At 39.0% G+C, this 24,381-nt stretch carries 24 protein-coding genes; all 24 read left to right on the forward strand.

The genetic code is table 11. The features are described from left to right. Positions 1-235 precede the first annotated feature (235 nt). The 24 genes from QSJ81_RS02965 to guaA all read left to right on the forward strand — a co-directional run bounded on the left by QSJ81_RS02965 (position 236) and on the right by guaA (position 24,295). Positions 236-1,273, forward strand: coding sequence for a LacI family DNA-binding transcriptional regulator (locus tag QSJ81_RS02965; protein WP_285715920.1), 1,038 nt, complete (start codon positions 236-238; stop codon positions 1,271-1,273). Continuing rightward, a complete protein-coding gene (gene rbsK / locus QSJ81_RS02970) occupies positions 1,270-2,196 on the forward strand; it encodes a ribokinase (RefSeq protein ID WP_285715921.1) in 927 nt (308 codons plus the stop codon). The genes QSJ81_RS02965 and rbsK overlap by 4 nt, the downstream gene beginning before the upstream one ends. Further along, positions 2,196-2,591 (forward strand): D-ribose pyranase, encoded by a 396-nt coding sequence (gene rbsD, locus QSJ81_RS02975; protein ID WP_285715922.1) that lies wholly within the window; start codon positions 2,196-2,198, stop codon positions 2,589-2,591. The genes rbsK and rbsD overlap by 1 nt, the downstream gene beginning before the upstream one ends. Before the next feature lie 20 nt (positions 2,592-2,611). Further along, complete coding sequence (locus QSJ81_RS02980; protein ID WP_285715923.1) at positions 2,612-4,123, forward strand: sugar ABC transporter ATP-binding protein; 1,512 nt, start codon at positions 2,612-2,614, stop codon at positions 4,121-4,123. Then, complete coding sequence (locus QSJ81_RS02985; protein WP_285715924.1) at positions 4,113-5,117, forward strand: ABC transporter permease; 1,005 nt, start codon at positions 4,113-4,115, stop codon at positions 5,115-5,117. Before QSJ81_RS02980 ends, QSJ81_RS02985 begins: the two co-directional genes overlap by 11 nt. A gap of 172 nt (positions 5,118-5,289) precedes the next feature. After that, positions 5,290-6,252 carry a sugar ABC transporter substrate-binding protein gene (locus tag QSJ81_RS02990; RefSeq protein ID WP_285715925.1) on the forward strand — a complete coding sequence of 321 codons (963 nt, stop codon included), beginning with the start codon at positions 5,290-5,292 and terminating at the stop codon, positions 6,250-6,252. Between the two features lie 403 nt (positions 6,253-6,655). Further along, positions 6,656-7,822 (forward strand): N-acetylmuramoyl-L-alanine amidase family protein, encoded by a 1,167-nt coding sequence (locus tag QSJ81_RS02995; RefSeq protein ID WP_285715926.1) that lies wholly within the window; start codon positions 6,656-6,658, stop codon positions 7,820-7,822. Beyond that, positions 7,822-8,406 (forward strand): GerMN domain-containing protein, encoded by a 585-nt coding sequence (locus QSJ81_RS03000; RefSeq protein WP_285715927.1) that lies wholly within the window; start codon positions 7,822-7,824, stop codon positions 8,404-8,406. The genes QSJ81_RS02995 and QSJ81_RS03000 overlap by 1 nt, the downstream gene beginning before the upstream one ends. Before the next feature lie 214 nt (positions 8,407-8,620). After that, a complete protein-coding gene (gene thiL / locus QSJ81_RS03005) occupies positions 8,621-9,616 on the forward strand; it encodes a thiamine-phosphate kinase (protein ID WP_285715928.1) in 996 nt (331 codons plus the stop codon). Positions 9,617-9,644: 28 nt separating this feature from the next. Then, on the forward strand, positions 9,645-10,136 hold the full coding sequence (tsaE, locus tag QSJ81_RS03010; RefSeq protein WP_285715929.1) for a tRNA (adenosine(37)-N6)-threonylcarbamoyltransferase complex ATPase subunit type 1 TsaE: 492 nt from the start codon (positions 9,645-9,647) through the stop codon (positions 10,134-10,136). Next, positions 10,118-10,825, forward strand: a complete 708-nt coding sequence (gene tsaB / locus QSJ81_RS03015; RefSeq protein ID WP_285715930.1) for a tRNA (adenosine(37)-N6)-threonylcarbamoyltransferase complex dimerization subunit type 1 TsaB — start codon at positions 10,118-10,120, stop codon at positions 10,823-10,825. Before tsaE ends, tsaB begins: the two co-directional genes overlap by 19 nt. Further along, entirely contained in the window at positions 10,822-11,268 is a 447-nt protein-coding gene (gene rimI / locus QSJ81_RS03020; RefSeq protein WP_285715931.1) for a ribosomal protein S18-alanine N-acetyltransferase, read from the forward strand. Before tsaB ends, rimI begins: the two co-directional genes overlap by 4 nt. Positions 11,269-11,399: 131 nt before the next feature. Further along, positions 11,400-12,431, forward strand: a complete 1,032-nt coding sequence (gene tsaD, locus QSJ81_RS03025) for a tRNA (adenosine(37)-N6)-threonylcarbamoyltransferase complex transferase subunit TsaD (protein WP_285716062.1) — start codon at positions 11,400-11,402, stop codon at positions 12,429-12,431. A 119-nt stretch (positions 12,432-12,550) separates the two neighbouring features. Then, positions 12,551-13,972 (forward strand): histidine kinase N-terminal domain-containing protein, encoded by a 1,422-nt coding sequence (locus QSJ81_RS03030; RefSeq protein WP_038669283.1) that lies wholly within the window; start codon positions 12,551-12,553, stop codon positions 13,970-13,972. Positions 13,973-13,974: 2 nt separating this feature from the next. After that, positions 13,975-14,556: an ANTAR domain-containing response regulator gene (locus QSJ81_RS03035; protein WP_038669286.1), complete on the forward strand. Its 582-nt coding sequence runs from the start codon at positions 13,975-13,977 to the stop codon at positions 14,554-14,556. Between the two features lie 173 nt (positions 14,557-14,729). Further along, on the forward strand, positions 14,730-15,014 hold the full coding sequence (gene groES / locus QSJ81_RS03040) for a co-chaperone GroES (protein ID WP_038669289.1): 285 nt from the start codon (positions 14,730-14,732) through the stop codon (positions 15,012-15,014). Positions 15,015-15,044: 30 nt separating this feature from the next. Beyond that, the gene (gene groL / locus QSJ81_RS03045; RefSeq protein WP_285715932.1) at positions 15,045-16,691 is read left to right on the forward strand and encodes a chaperonin GroEL; all 1,647 of its coding nucleotides are present in this window, start codon (positions 15,045-15,047) and stop codon (positions 16,689-16,691) included. Positions 16,692-17,208: 517 nt separating this feature from the next. After that, positions 17,209-17,589, forward strand: coding sequence for a YmaF family protein (locus QSJ81_RS03050; RefSeq protein ID WP_285715933.1), 381 nt, complete (start codon positions 17,209-17,211; stop codon positions 17,587-17,589). 280 nt (positions 17,590-17,869) lie between these two features. Continuing rightward, positions 17,870-18,610, forward strand: coding sequence for a polysaccharide deacetylase family sporulation protein PdaB (pdaB, locus tag QSJ81_RS03055; protein WP_285715934.1), 741 nt, complete (start codon positions 17,870-17,872; stop codon positions 18,608-18,610). A gap of 135 nt (positions 18,611-18,745) precedes the next feature. After that, positions 18,746-19,849, forward strand: coding sequence for an aminofutalosine synthase MqnE (gene mqnE / locus QSJ81_RS03060; RefSeq protein ID WP_285715935.1), 1,104 nt, complete (start codon positions 18,746-18,748; stop codon positions 19,847-19,849). Next, positions 19,842-20,681, forward strand: coding sequence for a menaquinone biosynthetic enzyme MqnA/MqnD family protein (locus QSJ81_RS03065; protein WP_285715936.1), 840 nt, complete (start codon positions 19,842-19,844; stop codon positions 20,679-20,681). The genes mqnE and QSJ81_RS03065 overlap by 8 nt, the downstream gene beginning before the upstream one ends. Next, entirely contained in the window at positions 20,678-21,712 is a 1,035-nt protein-coding gene (mqnC, locus tag QSJ81_RS03070; protein ID WP_285715937.1) for a cyclic dehypoxanthinyl futalosine synthase, read from the forward strand. Before QSJ81_RS03065 ends, mqnC begins: the two co-directional genes overlap by 4 nt. Before the next feature lie 164 nt (positions 21,713-21,876). Next, complete coding sequence (locus tag QSJ81_RS03075) at positions 21,877-22,698, forward strand: MTAP family purine nucleoside phosphorylase (RefSeq protein ID WP_285715938.1); 822 nt, start codon at positions 21,877-21,879, stop codon at positions 22,696-22,698. A gap of 55 nt (positions 22,699-22,753) precedes the next feature. Further along, entirely contained in the window at positions 22,754-24,295 is a 1,542-nt protein-coding gene (gene guaA / locus QSJ81_RS03080) for a glutamine-hydrolyzing GMP synthase (RefSeq protein ID WP_285715939.1), read from the forward strand. The last annotated feature ends 86 nt before the right edge of the window (positions 24,296-24,381 follow it).

Genomic DNA, 24,381 nt, shown 5'->3' on the forward strand with positions numbered 1-24,381 from the left:
TAAAGAATTTTTGATTTGAATTAGAGGAATAAGATATCCACCTACTTTGATCCCAAAAAGGCTTAAATCAAGCTGATTCTTATAGGTGTAAAAAACAGTCATAGTCTATGAGTGAATGTAGGAATTTAAAATAAAATTAAAAATTCTGAAAAAAGTGAAAATGATAGCAGGAGTTTTTTACCTTTGGAAGAATAAGTAATGTAAACGTTTACAAGATACAAATAGGAGTTTTTTAATGCAGAATGATAAGCAGGTTCTAAAAAATAAAACAATTAAAGATGTAGCGCAATTAGCTAACGTTTCTATAGCAACTGTTTCCCGTACATTAAGTGGTAAAGATAAGGTATCACCATTGCTAGCAGAACGTGTATCGGCAGCCATGAAAGAATTGCAATACCAACCTAATGATGTAGCCAGAGCATTAAAGATAAAAGAGTCACGCAGTATTGGGCTTATGATTCCGGATATTGAAAATCCATTTTTCCCAGCGTTAGTAAGGGGAGTGCAAGATGCTGCTAAAATCCATAATTATGCCGTTATTTTATGTAATACAGACGGAAGGCTAGAAGAAGAAAGAAATTATATTCATTTTTTGTATAGTAAACGAGTAGACGGTATTGTTTTTACTGACAGTGTTTATAACAAACAAAGTATTTCTCTCTTAGATTCTTTAGGTATTCCTGTTGTTCTCCTGGATAGACGAGTAAGTGGAATTCATGCCAGCACTGTTACTTCTGATAATCGTTTAGGTGCTTTTTTGGCTACGGAACATTTGATTCAATTAGGTAAGAAACGGATTGCATTTATTAGCGGGCCTTTAAAGCTGTCTTCTGGGGCCGATCGGGCGAGTGGTTATCAAGATGCCCTTGTTCGTTATAACATTCCGTATAATAAGAATCTAGCGTTTATTGGCGCGTTTACTTACGAGAGTAGTTATAAGGCAGTAGAAGATTTACTATTTAGTCGAGAAAAGTTTGACGCAGTATTTGCTTCTAATGATCTGATGGCAATTGGTGTTATTGAATGTTTAGCTAAATATGGTATAAGGGTGCCAGAAGATGTAGCGGTGGTTGGCTTTGATGATATACGTATGGCGGCATGGTATAAACCTTTGTTAACGACGATTCGGCAACCTGTATATGATATGGGGCAATATGCAGTGAAACTTTTAGTGGAGCATATTACGGGTGTAAGAGAGACTTATTATGAAAAGATATTTAAGCCTGAACTTATTATTCGTCAGTCTTCAGGCAGTGTGGAGGAAAGAAAATGAAGGATTTGGCAAAACCGATATTGGTTGTAGGTAGTTTAAATATGGACTTAGTAATAAGGGTAGCAAACTTACCGCTCAGGGGAGAAACAATTTTTGGAAAAACGTTTACAACCTTTCCAGGTGGCAAGGGCGGCAATCAAGCAGTGGCTGCATCTAAATTAGGAGCTAAGGTCACGATGGTAGGGGCAGTCGGACGAGACGATTTTGGCGACAAACTGCTTTGTAGCTTGTCAGAAGGGAATGTAGATACTTCCTACATAAGCAGAACAGAGAATTCTACTGGCACGGCGTTAATTACAGTGGATGATAATGGTGCTAATTCTATAGTTGTTGTGCCTGGGGCCAATAATGATTGTTTTCCAAGTGATATAGACAAAGTATTAGACTTAGTAGAGGGGCCGGGCATTCTTTTAGTGCAAAATGAAATACCAGAAGAAACGGTAAGATATGCGATTAGAAGAGCTAAGGAGCAAGGGTGGATTACTATTTTAAATCCTGCACCCGCTCGTCAAATTGATAATGAATTACTATCTATGATTGATATTATTATTCCAAATGAGACGGAGGCAGCTGTCCTTACTGAAAGTGAAGCTGGATCAGAGGAACAAGCTGCACAAAAATTATTAGCTAGAGGTGTTGCAGCTGTTATTGTTACATTGGGTAATAAAGGAGCGTTATACTGTACTGCAAAAGAAACTTGCTATATTCCAACCTATAGGGTGAAGGCTGTAGATACAACTGCGGCTGGAGACGCTTATGTAGGTGCCTTAGCTACTGCCTTAAGCCAAGGAAAGACAGTATTAGAGAGTGCAAAATTTGCTACTGCTGTTGCTGCATTATCGGTGACCCGAGCGGGTGCGCAGCCTGCATTGCCATGGCGAGAAGAAGTGGATGAATTTATTAGTAAGCAGGAGGAAAAGTAATGAAAAAAACTGGCGTATTAAATCAAGGAATTAGTGAAGTAATTGCTGGTATGGGACATGGGGATATGTTGGTTATTGGTGACTGTGGTTTGCCAATACCTTCTGGAGTGCGTCGTGTTGATTTGGCTTTAACTCATGGAGTGCCAGGGTTTTTAGAAACTCTTCAAGTAATTTTGCAAGAGTTAGAGGTTGAAAAGGCCGTGATTGCCACAGAAATGGAAACCATAAGTCCTAAAATGCTTGAGTCTGTAAAGGGGATAATGGGCGGCGTACTTTTAGATAAGTGCACCCATGAAGAATTTAAGGAAATGAATAAGAGGGCAGTAGCAGTGATTCGCACTGGTGAGTGTACACCTTATGCGAATATTATTCTAAGGTCTGGTGTTAATTTTTAAAGTGCGGGGGTGATAACAGTATGGAGCAGGAAATTATTTTACGCATGAACAACGTTAGTAAGGCTTTTCCAGGAGTGCAGGCACTGGATAGTATTAATTTTGAGCTCCGCAAAGGCGAAGTTCATTGCTTATTAGGAGAAAATGGTGCAGGTAAATCAACATTAATTAAGATTTTGAGTGGCGCTCACCAAAAAGACAATGGAACAATTTTTTTACATGGAAACGAGGTAGACATTCGGGATGCGCAAATGTCGCGTGATCTTGGGATCAGTACTATTTATCAGGAAATGAGCTTAATTCCAGCGATGAGTGTGGCAGAAAACATATTCTTGGGAGAGGAAATTGTCAAAAGCTCCTTCTGGATGGTAAATAAAAAAGAGATGGAGAAACGGACGCAAGCAATTTTCCAAGAAATGAATATAGATATTGATCCTAAGAAACTGATTAAGGAAATCAGCACGGCTCAGCAGCAAATGGTAGAAATTGCTCGATCTTTAGTTAAGAAAAGACAAATAATTATTATGGATGAGCCAACTTCATCAATTAGTGATAAAGATACTCATGAGTTATTTCGGATTATCCGCAAGTTGAAAAGTCAAGGAGTGGCAATTGTTTATATTTCTCATCGACTACAAGAGCTAGATGAAATTGTAGACAGAATAACCGTTATGAGAGATGGTCGAGATATAGGGACCGTCAATATGAAAGATGTGACGATTGACAAACTTATTAACATGATGGTGGGACGAACATTAGAGAAGATGGATAAACCAGTTAGTGACCATATTGGCGAGGTCATGCTGGAAGTAAAGAATATTAGTTGGGGTAATAGTGTACAAGATGCGAGTTTCAGCCTGAGGAAAGGCGAAATTTTAGGTTTTGCAGGCCTGGTTGGCGCTGGTAGAAGTGAGTTAATGAGACTTATCTTTGGTGCAGAAAAAATGGAAGCAGGCAAAGTAGTACTACATGGACAGGAAGTGGAAATTAATTCTCCTATGCAAGCCATTAAACATGGAATTGGTTATTTAAGTGAAGATCGCAAAAGAGATGGTCTCGTTCTTATCATGGGGATTGATCAAAATATTACGATGGCCAATTTGGCAAGTGTTTGCAAAGGCTTTCTCGTTAGCCGAAAAAAAGAAAACTTGGAAGCTAATAATACCATCAAGTCTTTAAACGTAGCTACTAGTTCTGCAGATAAGTTAGCTAAATTTTTAAGTGGCGGAAATCAACAGAAGGTAATTATAGGTAAATGGCTTTTAACGGATTGTGAAGTGCTAATTTTTGATGAGCCTACTCGGGGTATTGATGTAGGGGCTCGGGCGGAAATTTATAAATTAATGAATGGGTTAGCCGAAGCCGGCAAGAGCATTATTATGGTATCTTCCGATTTACCTGAAATTCTAAGGGTTAGTAACCGAATTATTGTAATGAATCAAGGACGAATTGTTGGTGAATGTAATAATGACGGTACAGTTGCCCAAGAAGATATTATGCCGTTGATGTTAGGGGGGATTAGTAATGTTTCATAAAATTACAGATCGATTTGGCATAGGAATTGCCATTATTATTTTATTTATATTTTTGTCGATTAGTAGTCCGCATTTTTTAGAAATTAACAATCTACTTAATATTTTATTACAGGTGTCTATTTCTACGATTATTGCTGTAGGTATGACTTTTGTAATAATGACTTCTGGAATTGATTTGTCGGTAGGCCCATTAACTGCTTTTTCCAGTGTAATTATCGGATTAACACTGCATTTAGATATAGGGATAGGTATACCTATCCTTACAGGAATTTTGGTTGGCGGTCTCTTGGGGCTTATTAATGGTGTATTAATTGCTCGACTTAAGATTCCAGCATTTATTGCTACTCTTGGCATGATGAGCGTTGCGAGAGGTGCAGCTCTGTTTATTACAAATGGGCAGACCATTCATATGTTTCCCAGTGAGTTTCGTTTTTTCAGTGCCGGCAGTATTGAAAAAATTCCAATTCCAGTCATTTATGCTCTAATTGTGGTAATTCTAGCGGTTTTTATTTTGAATTATACTAAATTTGGAAGATATATTTATGCGATTGGTGGTAATAAGGAAGCTGCTCGTTTATCGGGAATTAATGTAAAGGCAGTGGAAACTTGGGCCTATATCATCTCTGGTATAACTTGTGGTATTGGTGCTGTCATATTGACTGGTCGTTTGAATGCTGCCCAGCCGATTGCGGGTATTGGATATGAACTAGATGCGATTGCAGCAGTTATTATTGGTGGTACTAGCTTAAATGGTGGTGAGGGAACGATTACAGGTACGTTGATGGGGGCAATCCTTATTGGAATGTTGCGTAATGGGTTAAACCTTTTAAATGTCTCACCTTTTTTGCAACAAATTGTCATTGGCAGTGTTATCGTCGGTGCTGTGTTTTTTGACCAGTACAGAAGATCACGAAAAGATAGTAAAGCCGCTAAAGGACTTAGCAGAAGCAACGAAATTACAGAAGGTAACAATAGTATTACACCTAAACTATGATGCTTATTTCTAAAAAAAACGGTGGTGGCCAATTAGGCAAATGGCAATGCTGTTTGGTAATTGTGACATAAAACCATGCCCTTAAGTGGCAAATGAGTCCTTTGCCGCTTCTAAGGAATTTACAGGTGGGTACACAATCAATATCTTTTGAAAATTGAAGGGAGAGTTGAAAATGTCCATGTACAAAAAAACATTAGCGGTTGTGGTTGGCGTAGGAGTAATGGCTTCTTTATTAACAGGATGCGGTGGAACTGGTAGTGATAAACCAGCTGCTAAAACAGACAAAAAGGAATTAAAAATTGGTTTTGTTATGAAAACCCTGAGTAATCCATTTTTTATGAGTATGGAAAAGGGGGCGCAAAAGGCTGGAAAAGAGTTAGGTGTTAAATTGGATGTACAAGTAGGGCAGGAAGAAACTTCAATTGAACAACAAATTGCTATTGTAGAAAATATGATTGCAACTAAGGTGGATGCAATTTGTATTGCCCCAGGTGGATCGAAAGAAATTGTGCCTGTGTTGAAGAAGGCACAAGATGCTGGTATTCCAATTATAAATATTGATAATCGTATTGATGGTGATGCTGCTAAAGCAGCTGGTTTGAAACCGATTCCTTATGTTGGCGCTAGTAATATGGATGGTGGTTATTTAGCGGGTAAATATTTGGCCGAGCAACTCAAAGGTAAAGGTAAGGTTGCTATTATTGAGGGGATTCAAGGTGTTGATAATGCAGAGGGCAGAAAAAATGGGGCTAAAAAAGCGTTTGCTGAATATAAGGATATTCAAGTTGTAGCTTCTCAATCTGCAAATTGGAAAACCGAAGAAGGACTCAATGTAATGACAAACATTTTACAAGCCAATCCAGACTTAAATGGTGTATTTTGTGCGAATGACATGATGGCCTTTGGTGCCATTCAAGCAATTGATGCAGCAGGTAAAACAGGGAAAATAGTAGTTACCGCATATGATGCTTTGGACCAAGCTAAAGTTTATATTAAAGAAGGAAAAATGGTTTCTACTGTTGACCAAAAGCCAGATGATCAAGGTTATTATGGCGTAAAGTATGCAGTTGATTTGATTAATAAGAAAGAAGTTCCTATGGAATACATGGTAAAGTTGGAAAATATCACAAAATAAACATTCTTCTGTGCTCACCTAGGGGGTTGGACGAAGGACTCTAAAATAGCCTATACTCATTAAAAGGACTTGATTCAAATGAGTTATACTCAATCTGAATTATAGTCTTACTTATCCAAACTTAGCCGCCCTAAATTTTCATGAAATAAGATGAATTTCGTAGAGCGGATTATACCGGGTAAAAGGCCATAGCTGTATTTTTACAGTTGTGGCCTTTTTTTATTATGGGATCGGAAAGAGGAAGGTTTTCTTAGCTTTAAAAGTTAATCTTTATGCCGTTGCAGGAATTTTGTCAATCAGCGCGAATTTTAATAAAAGAACTCACAATATTGTTTTTATGCGGGATAAAACATAAAAATTGTCTTGTGTTTTGTAGATTTTTAGATGTCTTTCACATACGGAGGTGTTAAATTTGCGTCGATTTCGCTCTATATTTCTAAGCCTGCTTTTATTTATGATGTTTTTTGTACCTCAAATAAGCATGGCAGAAACGTTGGATAATAATGTACCTGACGCCAGGCCGGCTGCTAGCGTACCTATATTGAAATCAGCTATTTCATTGCCAGTGGCTGGGGCTGCTACGACAAATCAGCTAAACAGTGCTCGTTGGTTGGTGCATAAAGATGCTGTAGAGGGAACCAGCAAGTTACGACTGGTGATTGATACAAGTGATCCAGTAATAGTTAGTAGTACTTTAGATGGAAATGGCCCACAGTTAGTTCTTGATATAAAAGGTGCGGTAGTGGGCGATTTAGATGATTCCATCACTTTAGACGGTCAAATTGCTGAAAAAGTTAGGTTTATCAAAAAAGATGGTAATAATAGTCAGGCCATTGTGGACTTACCTGCTATGATTGATGATGGTGATTATAAAGTATTTACTTTGAAGAGTGATACTGCTAATAAGAAATCTTTTCGTGTTGTAGTGGATATTAATAAACCTGTACCTAAGGTAGTATACAACTTTACTCCTGGTCTAAGGAACAAGGTAATTGTCATTGATCCTGGCCATGGCGGCAGTGATCCTGGCGCAATCGGTCCCAATAAAGTGCAAGAAAAGACAGTAACTTTGGGAGTTGCACAAAAGGTAAAAGCAATGTTAGAAAACGCGGGAGCCAAAGTATTGATGACTAGGCAGACCGATGTAGATGTATATGGACCGAATGCTAGTGCAGTGGACGAACTAAAAGCAAGAACGATCGTTGCAAATAATAATAAAGCAGATGTTTTTGTCAGCATACACATTAATGCCTTTTCCAATCCAACAGTAGGTGGCACGGCTACCTATTATTATCAGAAAAGCAATTATGACGCTTTGTTAGCAACTTGCATTCAAGATGGTTTGGTGGCAACGGGTGGTCTTCAAGACCGAGGTACTTATCCTGCAGGATTTTATGTAATAAAACGTACTACAATGCCGTCAATACTAGCGGAGCTTGGTTTTATTTCCAATCCTGCCGAAGAAAAATTATTGAGTACATATCAGTTCCAGCAACAAATGGCGCAAGGAATTGTTCAAGGATTGGACAAGTTCTTTAGTCAGGCCGCTAAAAGGGGAGGTGGCTTATAATGTTTCCTAAGAGAATATTTCTAGTTGTTATGTTACTTCTTATGACAGTGATGCTAGGCGGGTGTGATAATACAACTCAACAGCCACCAGTTCCTTTGCAAAATGAAAACCCACAGCAGCAAGCTGCGCCAATAGAGGGAGCTACTGTTACACCTTCTTCAGTGGGACAAGATACGATGAAGATGACAGTATATTATGCAACCAAGGATGCGCTAAATTTAGTCGGGGAGCAGTATGTCGTTCCAAAAAACACTCATCCAGCGCAAACTGCGATGGAGCTATTAGTGGCTGGAACAAAGAACCCAGAATTGATTTCTGTAATTCCTGCTGGTACCAAATTACGAAATATTTCGGTGAAAGACCATATTGCTTATGCTGATTTCAGTGATCAATTAGTAAAAAATAACAAGGGCGGTTCAGCATCCGAGATCTTACTAGTAGCCTCCATAGTGAATACGTTGACTGAGTTTCATGACATAAAAAAAGTGCAAATTATGGTAGAGGGTAAAAAGATCGATACCATATCGGGGCATATGGATATTGGAGAACCTTTAAGTCGTTCTGAAAAAATTATAAAAAAGTAATATTTAGATAGCGAAAAAAGCGTGAGTAACAGCAGTAGTCTGATTTCAGATTACTGCTGTTGCCTATATACAAGAATGGTGCATTAAAAACTTAGATAAATGGTGATGATAATAGGTAAGCTTTAAAATTCGGGGAGAATAATAAAAAGATGCAGGAATTTTTTACTATTAAGCAGAATCGTTATATATTTATACTGGTTGGGTGGTGACTAAAATGGAGCTGAAGCAATTAGGGGAATTTGCCTTAATTGATCTAATAAAGAAAGATACAATTAAAAATAAGGGGAATGTTGTGTTAGGAATTGGTGATGATGCAGCTGCCCTTTTGCCAAGTCCTGGTCAATTGCAATTAGTAACAACAGACATGTTAGTAGAGCAAGTTCACTTTGACTTACGTACAACCACCCCTCGGCAGCTAGGATATAAGGCCATCGCTGTAAATTTAAGCGATATTGCTGCAATGGGCGGAAGCCCTAGACATGTAGTTGTATCGATTGCTTTACCCAAGCATTTGTCGGTAGATTTTGTCGTTGCGTTATATGAGGGTGCGAAAGAAATTTGCGAGGAATTTAACGTTAATATTGTGGGTGGCGATACTGTAGCAAGCCCTCAAGGGCTCATTATTAATGTAACTGCAATGGGAGAAGTAGCGCCAGAAAAACTGCAAAAACGATCAGGAGCCAGTGTGGGAGAGCTGCTTGTAGTGACTGGCACCCTTGGTGACTCAGGCTGTGGATTAGATCTTTTGCAAAAAAAAGAATGGAAAAAGTACGATTTCTTTATGCCATTAGTAACAAAGCATTTAGTACCGTTACCTCAGGTAGAAGCAGGTGGAAAATTAGCCTCTTTCGGGACAACCAGCATGAATGATATTAGTGATGGTTTGGCAAGTGAAGTAAATGAGATTGCTAAAGCTAGTCAGGTAGGAATGAGAATCTATAAAGATAAGATTCCATTATCTTCTGAATTGAGAGATGCATCATCTAGATTGGATAAATCTGGGATTAAATATGCTTTGTATGGTGGTGAAGATTATCAGCTAGTCTTTACCATTTCATCTGAGAATTTTAAATTACTATCGCAAGGTAGTGATAGGTTAAACCTAACGGTTATTGGTGAAGTGGTTGAAGAACAGCAAGGGGTGAGACTTGTTTCTGAGGATGGCAAAGAAACTCTGTTAGAACCAAAGGGATACAATCATTTCCGTTAAGCGAGGTAATTAGGAGGAACAATTTCTTATGTTAGAATTTAAAACAACCTCGCCTGAGGAAACCTTTGCATTTGGGCAATGTTTAGCAAAGGTATTATCGGCGGGACAGGTAGTATGTTTAGTAGGGGATTTAGGAGCAGGAAAAACTCTATTGGTACAAGGACTGGCAGCTGGATTAGATATACAGGATGCCATAAATAGTCCAACTTTTACTATTTTGAATGTATATGAAGCCAAGTTTCCTGTATATCATTTTGATTTATATCGATTAGAGGATGCAGAAGAATTATATGATATTGGATTCTATGAATACACAGAGGGTGATGGTCTTTCCATTATCGAATGGCCAGACAAATTCCCAGATCAATTGCCTGACGAATATTTATGGATTGAAATAAATTCGGATTTTGTAAATAATGGCGGTAAGGTAAATGAGCGGGTGATTCGTATTTCTGCTCTTGGTACTGCTTATGAACACATTTGTGAGGAGCTGAAACAGATATGCCCATTCTTGCCCTAGACACAGCTACCTTAGTATCCAGTGTCGCTTTGGCGACAAATGATACATTGTTAGCAGAGATTACATTACAAACAAAAAAAACGCACTCAGAATTACTAATGCCTCATATAGTCAAACTACTAGATATGGCAGAAGTAGGAAAGAGTGATATTAAAGCAGTTGCTGTTAGTATTGGCCCAGGGTCCTTTACTGGCCTGAGAATTGGTTTATCAACGGCGAAAACCCTGGCTTATGCTTTGAATATTCCTCTTGTAGGGGTGCCAACTTTGTCTGCGATGGCCTATGGTTGTCCAGTACCAGGTGTGATTTTAGCTCCTATGCTTGACGCACAAAAAGGCAATGTATACCAGGCATTATTTGAATGGCAGCAGGGTGAGCTAAAGGAAATTGAACCTGCAATTGTAATCCATGTAGATGACGCATTGGAAAAATTAAGCCAGCTGGATCGTCCCGTTATTTTACTTGGAGAATCCGCTGTGATGTATAGAGAAAAAATAAAGCAGATAGGGAAAAATTTAATAATAGCAGCACCTCATATTATTATTCAACGAGCAAGCAGCGTGGCTGGCTTAGGTCATAAATTAATAGCACAAGGCATACAGCATGATGTTATGAATTTGGAACCTGTATATGTTAGACGTTCAGAAGCTGAGGTGTTGTGGGAACGTCGTCATGGAATCACAGTATGAATTCAATTTCCATAAGACGTATGAATGCCTTAGATATTGATGGTGTACTCTTTGTGGAACAGCAGTCATTTACTACACCTTGGTCACGTGAGGGATTTGTTAATGAAATAAACAATGATTTATCCTATTACTTAGTAATGGTTGAAGCAGGTCAGATTATTGGATATGCGGGTATGTGGCTCATTGTTGATGAAGCGCATGTTACCAATGTGGCAGTTTTACCAACACATCGAGGGAGAAAACTCGGAGAACAGTTAATGACTGCTCTTATTGAGCATGCTAAAAAACGGGGAGCCCTTCGAATGACACTAGAGGTGCGTGCATCAAATGAGGTTGCTCAAAATCTGTATGGGAAATTCGGTTTTGTGCCCCAAGGGAGAAGGCGTAATTACTATGTTGAGACAAAAGAAGATGCAATTATTATGTGGTGCGATTTCCCGTAAAAAAAGAGCCACTTGCGTGGCTAATAGGGTGATTGATGATACTTACAATATGTAGCAGATAATAAAAGTGTGACAATACTTTTAGATTGTGTCAGATAGAAGAAAAGATGGAGGCCATTGTTTTGGAAAAAATGCAAGAAAATCACAAACCTTGTTTAACACTGGCTTTAGAAACCAGTTGTGACGAAACATCCGCAGCCGTAGTGGCTGATGGGCGTGTAATTTTATCAAATGTCATTTCCTCTCAAGTACCAGTACATCAAAAATATGGAGGGGTAGTTCCGGAGATTGCCTCTCGTAAACATATCGAAAATGTGATTCCTGTAGTTGACCAAGCTTTGCGTGACGCAGGTGTAACATTTAACGATATTTCAGCTATCGGTGTTACTTATGGTCCAGGTTTAGTCGGAGCTTTGCTGGTTGGCGTGTCCGTTGCCAAAGCCTTATCTTTTGCGACAGGTATCCCATTAGTTGGGGTCAACCATTTAGAAGGGCATATTTTTGCTAATTTTTTAGCTCATACTAAGTTAGAGCCACCTTTTATGGCCTTGGTTGTATCAGGAGGACACACTTCCTTAGTGCATGTCAAAGGGTATAACGAGTTCGAATTGTTAGGTCAAACCCGAGATGATGCTGCGGGTGAAGCCTTTGATAAAGTAGCAAGAGTTATGAAGCTGCCTTACCCAGGGGGGCCTTACATTGATCGTTTAGCCCTGACAGGTAATCCAGAAGCCATTGCTTTTCCAAGGGCTTTACCTGGAAAAGATAGTTTTGAATTTAGTTTTAGCGGATTAAAGTCAGCAGTACTTAATTATTTGAATAGTGCTGCTCAAAAAGAGGAAGAAATCAACAAGGCAGATGTAGCTGCTAGCTTTCAAGCTGCCATAGTAGATGTATTAATCAGCAAGAGTTTGCAAGCAGCAACGAATTGTGGTGTAAAACAAATCGTCTTGGCCGGAGGAGTAGCTGCTAATAGCAGTCTTAAAGCGAAAATGGAAAGTGCATGCCAAAAGGCGGGCTTTTCTTTATATTTCCCAGATATCATTTTATGTACAGATAATGCGGCAATGATTGCTTGTCGGGCCTATTATCAACATCTCGTTGGAGATTATGCGGACTTACACTTGAATGCAAAGCCTTCTCTAAAATTAGGTAACCGGTAAAGGGTTTCCATTACATAAAAGAAAGCGCCCGTAACCAGTAACAAGGAATTTTTAAGGAATAAGTGGAATAAGTATTTATAGTATTTTACATACAGTAGTTAGAATAGATGGAGGTACATATGGGAGTGGCTGGAGATGTTTGTCGGAAAATAACTGCATTAGCCCCTGCGCAAATAGCAGTATTAGATAATATTTGTGCAGTGTTAGGACTGGCGAGTGATCTAGCTCATGCTCAGGTTACCTTATATGCTAAGGCACGAAATGAAAATTTCCTGGTGATTGCTGCCCAGGTAAAGCCAAATACTAGCTTTGTACAACACAAGCCGAATTTACTTGGGAGTACTGTTTATGCTTCTGAAGAGCCGCTTATTTGGCGCAGCATTTCCAAAGGTGAGGCAATTCATGGGCAACGTGAATGGGCACTTGGCATGTGGATGGAAATGCAAGTCTATCCTGTACGGGATGCAAGTGGTAACGTAATTGCAGCGATCAGTTTTGAAACCAGTTTGGAAGAATCTCATATGGAAGGTCATCAATTGCTTGTAGAGACTGCTCAACTATTGCTGTCAACAGTGAAAATACCAAGCAGTAGTAAGTATTATCGATCTTTATCAGCGAGTGATGGTATTTTGATAATCAACGAACAAGGAAAGATTGTTTTTGCTAACTCAACAGCGGAGAGTATTTATAAGGTTCTAGCTGTAGGGTGTATTGTCGGAAGGCGTATTTATGATCGTCAGGCCAATATGGGATTAGCCCAGAAGGCGATAACCGTGCAAGAACCTTGTGAGACTGAATTAACTGCTGGAAATATGATTTTAGTACAAAGGGCCATTCCTATTGTCGTTAACCGGGTAAGTGTCTGTACAGTGATGATTTTGACAGATGTTACCGAATTAAAAAAGAAAGAAAAAGAGTTACTAATAAAATCTGCAGTCATTCAGGAAATACATCATCGAGTAAAAAACAATTTACAAACCATTGCCAGTTTGTTAAGGTTACAAGCAAGACGTACCAAATCACAAGAAGTAAAAGCAGCTTTAAGGGAAAGCGTAAACCGTATTTCCAGTATATCTGTTGTTCATGAATTTTTATCACAGCAAGATGCAGAGTTTATTGATGTGGCAGAAGTCGCAAAAAATATTCTCGATTTAGTCATACAAAACATGCTGGAACCCGATTTCAACTTGCAAACTATTTTCAATGGGGAAACAGTAGTATTCCCTTCTGAACAAGCTAGTAGTTTGGCACTCGTCATCAATGAACTCATTCAAAATTCAATAGAACATGGTTTTATTGGCAGGCATGAAGGTATCATTGGGGTGGACATTACGACGATGGAAGACAAGTATAAAATTGAAATATATGATAATGGTATTGGTATGCCACCAACATTTAATCCACAATTATCGAATAGTTTAGGATTGCAGATTGTACGCACTCTTATTGAAAGTGATGTTGGCGGTAGTTTTGAAATGTATACAGATCAAGGTACCCATGCTTGTATTACCATTCCCCGTAAGGTGGAGGGAGGAGTTTGAAAATGGAACCATTGCGGATTGTAATTGCAGATAATGAATCCATAATTCGAATGGATTTAAAGGAAATTCTAGAAGAGGCGGGTCATACAGTAGTAGCTGAAGCTTCTGATGGTTCACGGGCCGTTGATTTGGTCCGTCAATATAGACCTGATTTGGTTATCATGGATATTAAGATGCCAGAAATGGACGGTATTACAGCTGCCAAAATAATTTCTAACGAAAAACTTGCTCCAGTATTATTGCTTACAGCCTTTAGTCAAAAAGATATTGTAGAAAAGGCCAAAGATTCAGGGGTTTTGGCTTATTTAGTTAAGCCTGTGAAAGAAGTTAATTTATTCCCTGCAATGGAAATTGCTTTATCACGTTTTCAGGAATTTGCCGAATTAGAACAAGAATTAGAAAATGTAAAACAGTCCCTTGAGACTAGGAAGATTTTAGATCGTGCAAAAGGAATACTAATGGATGCATATAACTTGAGCGAAACAGAAGCATATAGGCGTATTCAACAGTATAGTATGAGTAAACGCAAAGCAATTAAAGATGTGGCTGAATCCATAGTGCAGGCAGCAACTAAGAGAAACTAAAAGTAGAAAAGCAGGTAAATTTATATTTTTTTTAAAAAATACTGATTTTTACCATGAAAACACTTGCTTTTTCTTGCTGAATTTTATATCATAAATTATGTGATTAGCACTCGCTAGCATTGAGTGCTAACAACGTTGCTACTATAATACACATCATGAAGGAGGATATTTCAATGATTAAGCCGTTAGGTGACAGAGTGGTCATTAAGGTCTTAGAGGGTGAAATGAAAACAAAAAGTGGTATCGTATTACCGGATACTGCAAAAGAAAAGCCACAAGAAGGAGAAATTATCGAGGTTGGTACTGGTAAAGTATTAGAAAATGGCCAACGTATTGCTCTTGATGTAAAAGTTGGCGATAGAATTATATTCTCCAAGTACGCTGGTACAGAAGTGAAATTCGAAGGACAAGAATATCTGATCGTAAGTGAAAGAGATATTTTAGCAGTTGTACAATAATAAAATTATTAATTAGGGGGATTACATAAAATGGCAAAGCAAATTTTATTTGATGAAGATGCACGTCGCGCGCTAGAAAGAGGCGTTAATGCTCTGGCAAATGCAGTAAAAGTAACATTAGGACCTAAGGGGCGTAATGTTGTACTTGATAAAAAATTTGGTGCTCCTACCGTTACAAACGATGGTGTAACAATTGCTCGTGATATTGACTTGGAAGATCCGTTTGAAAACATGGGTGCGCAACTGGTGAAAGAAGTTGCTACCAAAACTAATGATGTAGCAGGCGATGGCACTACTACTGCAACCTTATTAGCACAAGCTATGATTCGCGAAGGTATGCGTAATGTAGCAGCAGGTGCAAACCCTATGATTATTAAAAAGGGTATTGAAAAAGCAGTAAAAACTTTAGTAGAAGAAATTAAAAAATCCTCTAAAAAAGTAGAAACTAAAGATGCTATTGCTCAGGTTGCTTCTATTTCTGCAGCTGATGAAGAAATTGGTAACTTAATTGCAGAAGCGATGGAAAAAGTGGGTAAAGACGGTGTTATCACTGTTGAGGAATCCAAAGGCATGGGAACTAACCTTGATGTAGTTGAAGGTATGCAATTTGACCGTGGCTACATTTCCCCATATATGGTAACTGATACTGACAAAATGGAAGCGGTCTTAAATGATCCTTATATTTTGATTACAGATCGTAAAATTGGTGCGATTGCAGACTTACTTCCTACTTTAGAAAAAGTAGTACAACAAGGTCGGGAACTTTTGATCCTTGCTGAAGATATCGAAGGCGAAGCATTAGCAACCTTGGTTGTGAATAAATTACGTGGTACATTTAAAGCCGTAGCTGTAAAAGCTCCTGGTTTTGGTGATCGTCGTAAAGCTATGTTAGAAGATATTGCTGCTTTAACTGGCGGTACTGTTGTTACAGAAGAAATTGGTCGTAAGCTTGATACTGTTGAGCTTGTTGATCTTGGTCGTGCGCGTCAAGTTCGTATTTCTAAAGAAGAAACTACAATCATTGATGGTGCTGGCGATGTAACTCAAATTAAAGCTCGCGTTAGCCAAATCAAAACACAAATCGAAGATAGCACTTCAGATTTCGATAAAGAAAAATTACAAGAACGTCTTGCTAAATTATCTGGCGGTGTAGCTGTTATCCAAGTAGGTGCGGCTACAGAAGTAGAATTGAAAGAAAAGAAATACCGCATCGAAGATGCTTTGAATGCAACTCGCGCTGCTGTTGAAGAAGGTATTGTCGCTGGTGGTGGTACTACTTTCATTGACATTATTTCCGCTCTTGATAGTATTGAAGCAACTGGTGATGAAAAGACTGGTGTTGATATTGTAAGACGTGCCATTGAAGAACCAGTACGTCAAATCGCTAACAACGCAGGTCTTGAAGGCTCCATCGTTGTTGCAAACGTGAAGAAAGCTGGTAAAGGCATGGGCTTCAATGCATTAACTGAGCAATATGTTGATATGATTGCTGCAGGTATTGTTGATCCAGCAAAAGTAACTCGCTCTGCACTGCAAAACGCAGCTAGCATTGCAGCTATGGTATTAACTACTGAAACTTTAGTCGCTGATAAGCCTGAGAAAGACGGTGGCGCTGCTGCTGCTATGGGCGGCATGGGTGGCATGGGCGGAATGGGCGGAATGGGCGGCATGATGTAATATAAGCCTCAAACCCCTTTGCAGGAACGGGTTTGTCCGCTGAATTACACCAAATGCTAACATTTTGCTAACGTAAAAAAAAATTTTAGAGGCCTCGCATTAGTTGAGTAAACTTTTGTGCGGCCTCTTTTTTCATGTCCTTATTTCTGCTAGTATCCGATGTACAGTTTTTGGATCGGGTCTTTTTCATTTAATCATACGATTCATCCAGTTTCATACTTTAGATAGAAAAAAGGACTACTTGGCTATAGGCAGTCCCTGCAATCACATGCGGAGCAGAAGTGTGGCATCCAATATAAACTATCTTCTTTATTTATTCTCTTATCCGACAGAAGAGTATTCCATCCTATCTAGTTATTTGGAAAAGATTACCTGAACTACATGCGCGTCCAGACCTACATGTAGCCTATCAGTAACTGATGCTGCCAGTGGACACAATCTGGCTAAACTTGAACGTATATTAGGCTCTCCAGGAGCATATTATTCAATGCCGTATAAAAATGAAGGAGGTATAATAATGGCTGAAGACAATAGGAAGAAACATGATTGGGATTGTGATTGTGAGTGCGAGTGTGAGTGCCCTCCAACCCAAACACATGTACATGAATTTGAAGGAAGCGTCAAGATTGCTGAAGCGTCCACGGACCCCCATAACCATCGGTTTGCCGGGGTTTCAAGTGAAGTGATACCGTTTGAAAATAGTCATGTGCACGAATTATTTACAAAAACAGATTTTTACGAAGACCACCACCACGAAGTTGCAGTCAGGACTGGTCTCCCAATTGATGTAGGTAATGGCAGACACGTGCATTTTAAAGCTGACATAACCACTGTGGCTGATGGGCACGTTCACGAATTCCAAATTGCTACCCTAATTCAAGACCCAATTGGCGATTAACCTATTTATGGATCAAAGCTCCGCTTATTTGTGGAGCTTTGATATTTACTGAATATAGTAATAGTTCGTTTATCCACGCATCTTTAATGACCGTCGTTAAACAAGTTGCAAGGTAAAGAGTCGTAGGCGGCATGATGTACATCGAATGCTAACATTTTGCTAATGAATGTAGAAGTTGCTCGCAAGGTAGAATTTTGCGAGCAACTTCTTTTTTTATTTATCTTCATAAATTATCCTTTTATTGCATACATACTAATGTAGCGGCGGAAGGGGGACGGATATGGTTTTAAATCTAAGGCGTTTATTTAATCGTAGACATTTATTTTATGGGATGATAGGACTTTTTGCGATTAGTGCTGTGTATATTCAAGTGGCGGAACTTATTTCTTCAGGACCTATAGCGATTGCTGGTACTCGTACTGAACGTAAGGTAGTAGCGTTAACCTTTGACCATTCTTGGGGCAATAAGTTTACACCCTCAATCTTAGATACATTAAAACAGCATGATACGAAAGTAACATTTTTTATTATGGGACCTTGGGCCAAAAAGTATCCAGATGTGGCAAAACGTATGGTAACAGATGGGCATGAAATCGCAAGTCATGGTTATCGCCATGAAAATTATGGTGATAGAACAAGAGAATGGGTTAAGGAAGATATTGAAAAATCACATGAATTGATAAAAGAAGTGACTGGTGTAGATGCTACGTTAATTCGTCCACCGAATGGCCATTATAGTCAACAATCTTTAAAAGTAACAGATGAATTAGGATATAAAACTATTATATGGAATATTGACTCTTTAGACTGGAAAAATCCTGGTCGCGATGTTATTGTCGAAAGAGTTATGAAGCGTTTGAAACCTGGAGGGATTATTCTTATGCACGCATCTGATACTCCAGTTCAGACAGCGGAAGCATTACCTATTTTATTAGATAAAATAAAGGCTGAGGGTTATGAAATTGTCACTGTGGGTCAACTGTTAAGTCAACATGCACAAAATGGGATACTGAGACATTAAAAGATTGCTTTATAGCAGTCTTATTTTTTTTGTAATTGGCAGGGAAACGATAATAATACCGCGAAGAATAATAAGTTGCATAACTTGACAAAGTAGTATGATAAACTACATCATATAATGATGAGGTGTCAAAAGATGAATTTGATAGAGAAAGCCGTAAAAAAAGTAAATAGCGGTGAACGCTTGCATTTTGCGGAAGCATTAGCCTTATATCAAGATAATGATATCTTAAAGTTGGCTAGTCTAGCACGTAGTGTCAAAGAACGTAAATCAGGCAAACATGTGTATTATAATGTGAATCGACATATTAATTTAACTAATATTTGTGTATCAGGTTGCCCTTTATGTGCCTTTGGCTGCAAAGCGGAAGAAGAAAGGGCTTATGTTATGGATAAAGCAGAGGTAATCCGGATTGTAAGTCAAACAGTTAAAGATACCCCTGACCTTAGTGAAATACATATGGTAAGTGCACTGCATCCAGATAAGCCTTTTCCCTATTATCTTGAAATCGTCGCCGCAGTAAAGGCTGCTGCACCCCAGGTCCATTTGAAGGCCTTTACTCCTGTAGAAATTGTGCATTTTTCCAATATTTCTAAATTGAGCATTAAACTTGTGTTGGAACAATTAAAAGCTGCAGGCCTGGATTCTTTGCCAGGGGGTGGGGCGGAAATTTTAGATGACAGTGTTCGTAAGGTGATATGTCCTAATAAAGCTACGACGGCTGAATGGATAGAGGTTATTACTACCGCCCATTCTTTAGGACTGCCCACTAATGCTACCATGTTATACGGGCATATTGAAACCATAGAACAACGTATACAACATCTCATTACATTGCGCGAAATTCAGGATCAAACGGGCGGGTTTCAGGCCTTTGTAGCCTTTCCTTTTCATCCTGCCAACACGGGGCTTGCCGAGTTAGAGCGAGTAGCCTCCTGGGAAGATTTAAAAATGATTGCCCTTGCAAGAATTATTTTGGATAATTTTGATCATGTAAAAGCCTTTTGGATGATGTTAACATTACCGATTGCCCAATTAGCGCTAGGCTTTGGGGCAGATGATCTAGATGGTACAGTGGTAGAGGAAAGGATTATTCATGCAGCAGGTGCTACAACAAAAACAGGAATTACAAAAAAAGAAATAATTCATTTCGTTGAAGAGACGGGCTACCTTGCTGTGGAACGAGATACTTTTTATCATCCACTAAAAATATCGAGTGGAGTGAAAATAAATGAATGAAGCAAGTTTAGGAAATATTAATTTTATTAATTGTTTACCCCTTCACTATGGATTAGGCCATGGTGGCTTTGGGCAACATGTTCATATACAGTCAGCTACCCCTGCAGAACTCAATAACTCTGTTATTACGGGTAAATTAGCTGTCAGTCCAGTGTCATCTATTATTTATGCACAAAACAGTGAAAAGCTTGTGCTTATGCCTGATGTATCAATTAGTGCCAATGGTGCATTAGAAAGTATTGTATTGGTATCAAAAATTCCAATTGAAGAGATAGGTCAAGCTCGTGTCGCCTTGACGGCAAAATCAGCTACTTCCCACGGTCTGCTAAAAATTATTCTGCATCATGGGTATCAAGCTGCTCCAGAATATTTTATTAGTCCATTATCACTTGTTGAAGGAGTGCTTGATCAGGCACAGGCAGTATTATTCATCGGCGATGACGCTCTTACAGCATATCATAATCGTGTGCCCGGCTACTATTACTATGATTTAGGAGCTGAGTGGCGGAAGTTAACAGGTCTTGCTATGGTCTATGCGGTATGGGTTGTCAATCGAAATTTTTCCGTTTTACAGGCGAAGGCCGTACAAGTGTTATATGAAAAGGTGACAGGTGGGTTTGCCTATGGATTAGCTCATATCAAAGATGCTGCGGATACGTTGCGCGGTAAATTTCCTTTGACAGCGGCGCAACTCATACACTATATTGGCCTTCTCAATTATCAATTTACTCCTGCTCACCAGGAGGCATTATTAACTTATTATAAGATGGCACATGGTCTAGGGTTGATCCCTATAGTGCCAAAGCTTGAATTTGCAAAGGTGATACGATGAATAAAATACTTACAACAGAAAAAGCCTTAGAGATGTTATCGACTAAAGATGTGTTGGAACTTGGTCAGGCTGCGAATAAAGTGAGACAAGAAATGCATCCAGATAATCTTGTCACCTTTGTTATTGACCGTAATATTAATTATACGAATATATGCACCAGTGAATGCCGTTTTTGTGCTTTCTTTCGCGCAGAAGGGCATCCAGATGGGTATACCCTATCTAAGGAAATTATCTTTGAGAAGCTCAAAGAAACCATCGAGGCAGGGGGAACCCAGGTAATGTTGCAAGGTGGTCTTAATCCTGCTCTAGGATTAGAGTATTATATCGACTTGCTGACCTTTATTAAAAAGAACTTTAACATTGTCATTCATTCCTTTTCTCCAGCAGAGATTCTGCATATTGCCAAGAAAGAAGGTATCTCCGTCACAGAGACCCTGGTAAGATTAAAGGCAGCAGGTCTTGATTCGCTGCCTGGTGGTGGCGCTGAAATTTTAGTGGACGAGGTCCGTCAAAGGGTAAGTCCTAAAAAGATTAGTGCTAGTGATTGGCTTATGGTGATGGAAGCAGCTCACCAAGTTGGCCTGGAGACCACAGCTACTATGGTAATTGGTATGGGTGAGACGTATGCTCAGCGTATGGAACATATGGAGAAAGTACGTACTCTTCAAGAAAAAACGGGAGGATTTCGTGCCTTTATCATTTGGTCTTTTCAACCAGGAAATACACAAATGGGCGGAGAAAAAATTTCTGCATGGGACTATTTAAAGACATTATCAATAGCCAGATTGTATTTCCATAATATTAAACATATCCAGGGATCATGGGTGACCCAAGGACAGAACATTGGGCAATTGACATTAGCTTTTGGTGCTAATGATTTAGGGAGTATAATGCTGGAGGAGAATGTGGTCAAGGCCGCAGGTACATCTCATCAAATGACAATTGACAAGATGCTCAATTTAATCCGGGAAACAGGTAAAAAACCAGCGCAGCGTGATACCCAGTATAATATAATAAAAACATTTGCATAAAAAGCGGTAGTTATTTTTAGGGTATCAGGATATATAGGTTTTGTGAACCACAAAGACACAATCCTGATGTCGCTGGACACAAAGGGAATTAATAAAAATCTTTGTGCCTTTGTGGTTCAAAAAATATTTAATCGCAAATACATAGTGAGGATGGGTTAGATAAGATGGATTTACACGTTGAATATGCAGTGATTGGTGGTTCAGGAACCTTATCCAGTAATTTTCCTTTGGGAGCTGAAGATCCTGGAGTTATATTGATTGATGATGATTTACAATTTGCAACACCCTATGGATTAAGCCCTGTGTTTAGGCTGTTCAGTGTAGATGATAAGTTAGTACTCACTTGCAAGATGCATGGCTGGCGTAGTGGAGTAAGCAGGGCTGATGCATCACGTCAAATTTTTTGGGTTTTTCGTAAAGCAGGTGTAAAACGTATTATTAGTGAAGGTGGCGTAGGAACTGCGAATCACTTGTTAGATCCTCGTGATTTTGTCATTCCTGATGACTATCTTGATTTATCTGTACGCAAGGATGTAGAGCTAGATGGCAAATATTTGTTAATTATGCGTGATGCCCTATGCTCCGAAGTACGTAATACGTTAGTGAAAGCCACTCAGAAAAATTATAATGGACGTATTTTTACAAGAGGAATCTATGCCAATACGGATGGACGCCATTTTGAGAGTCCCGCAGAAGTTGCGATGATGAAAGGTCATGCAGATATTATTGGACAAAGTATTTGTCCAGAAGTGTATTTAGCAAGGGAAATTGGGGCATGTTATGCTGGGCTTTACTTTGTAGTAAACTATGGAGAAGGGCTAGTAAAAGAATGGTCTCATCAGGATTTAAAAGACATCTTCTATGATGATGCACCCATGGTAAGTCGGATTATTTTGGAGACAATTCGTAATTTATCAGCAGAGGGAAAATGTAGTTGTCGTGATTTAAGAAAAGAAACTTTGCTGAAAGGCATTTACAATAAGTAGCATTATGTGCTATATTTTGATTTAATATCTAAACGTAGGAGGAATATTTTTTACTATGCAAAATAAGGAAAATCAATTAATTCTAATTATGGACTTTGGTGGTCAATATAGTCAGTTGATTGCCAGACGTATTCGTGAGTGTGGAGTGTACTGTGAAATTGTGTCTTTTAAGACATCAATTGAAAAAATAAAAGCCATGAATCCAATTGGTATTGTATTCTCAGGTGGTCCGTCTAGTGTATATGCAGATCAAGCACCGAAATGCGATCCACAAGTATTTGAACTAGGCACCCCTGTATTTGGAATTTGCTATGGGATGCAATTAACAGCCCATACATTAGGTGGCGTTGTAGCTCATTCCGATTCTCGTGAATATGGTAATACTCACTTGGTTATTGATAAGAATACGGATGTATTTTCAGAACTAGGTTCAGAAACCCAAGTTTGGATGAGTCATGGTGATTATATAGAAACTCCTCCTACGAATTTTACTATTACAGCACATACTGCAAATACCCCTGTAGCAGGGATGGCCAATGCAGAACGTAAAATTTATGGTGTACAATTCCATCCAGAAGTCGTACATACGCCAGAAGGTATGAAAATGCTGAGAAATTTCTTATTTGACATTTGCAAATGTCGCGGCGATTGGAATATGGGTTCTTTTGTAGACCATGCCATTGCCTCAATACGCAAACAAGTAGGTAACAAACGTGTGCTTTGTGCCTTAAGCGGCGGTATTGATTCTTCCGTAGCGGCTGTGTTAGTTCATAGAGCTGTTGGTGATCAATTAACTTGTGTATACGTTAATCATGGCTTTATGCGTAAAAACGAATCAGAACAGGTTGTTAAAACCTTCCGTGAAGGGTTCAACATGAATCTAGTATATGCCAATGTCCCAGAACGTTTTATGAATCGTATTGCTGGAGTTGTAGAACCAGAAGAAAAACGTAAAATTATTGGCGATGAATTCATTCGTGTCTTTGAAACGGAAGCGAATAAATTAGGAGAAATAGACTTCTTAGTACAAGGAACCTTGTACCCTGACGTTATTGAAAGTGGCACGGATACAGCTGCAGTTATTAAGAGTCATCATAATGTGGGTGGTCTGCCAGAAGATATGAAGTTCGCTTTAGTTGAGCCATTACGTGATTTGTTTAAGGATGAAGTACGAGCATTGGCTAGAGAGTTAAATTTACCTGAGGAAATCGTATGGCGTCAGCCTTTCCCAGGACCAGGACTTGCCATTCGTATTATTGGCGAAATTACAGAAGAACGTTTGGAAATCCTGCGGGAAGCAGATGCTATTGTTCAGGAAGAAATTAAAAATGCGGATCTATATCGCAAGGTATGGCAATCCTTTGCTGTGTTGCCTGCGATGAAGAGCGTCGGTGTAATGGGTGATGAACGTACCTATGCTTATACAGTAGGATTACGGATAGTATCCAGCGAAGATGGTATGACAGCAGATTGGGTCAGGATGCCTTATGAAGTATTGGATTCAATTTCCCGCCGAATTGTAAACGAAGTAAAAGGTGTCAATCGTATTGTGTATGATATCACATCAAAACCACCTTCTACTATTGAGTGGGAATAAAAAGCAGGTAGAAAAAACACCGTTACAGCAAATGTAACGGTGTTTTACCTTACTAGTAAGATATGTTAAAAAACACAAAGAATAAG

The organism is Pelosinus sp. IPA-1 (assembly GCF_030269905.1).
Classification (GTDB): domain Bacteria; phylum Bacillota; class Negativicutes; order DSM-13327; family DSM-13327; genus Pelosinus.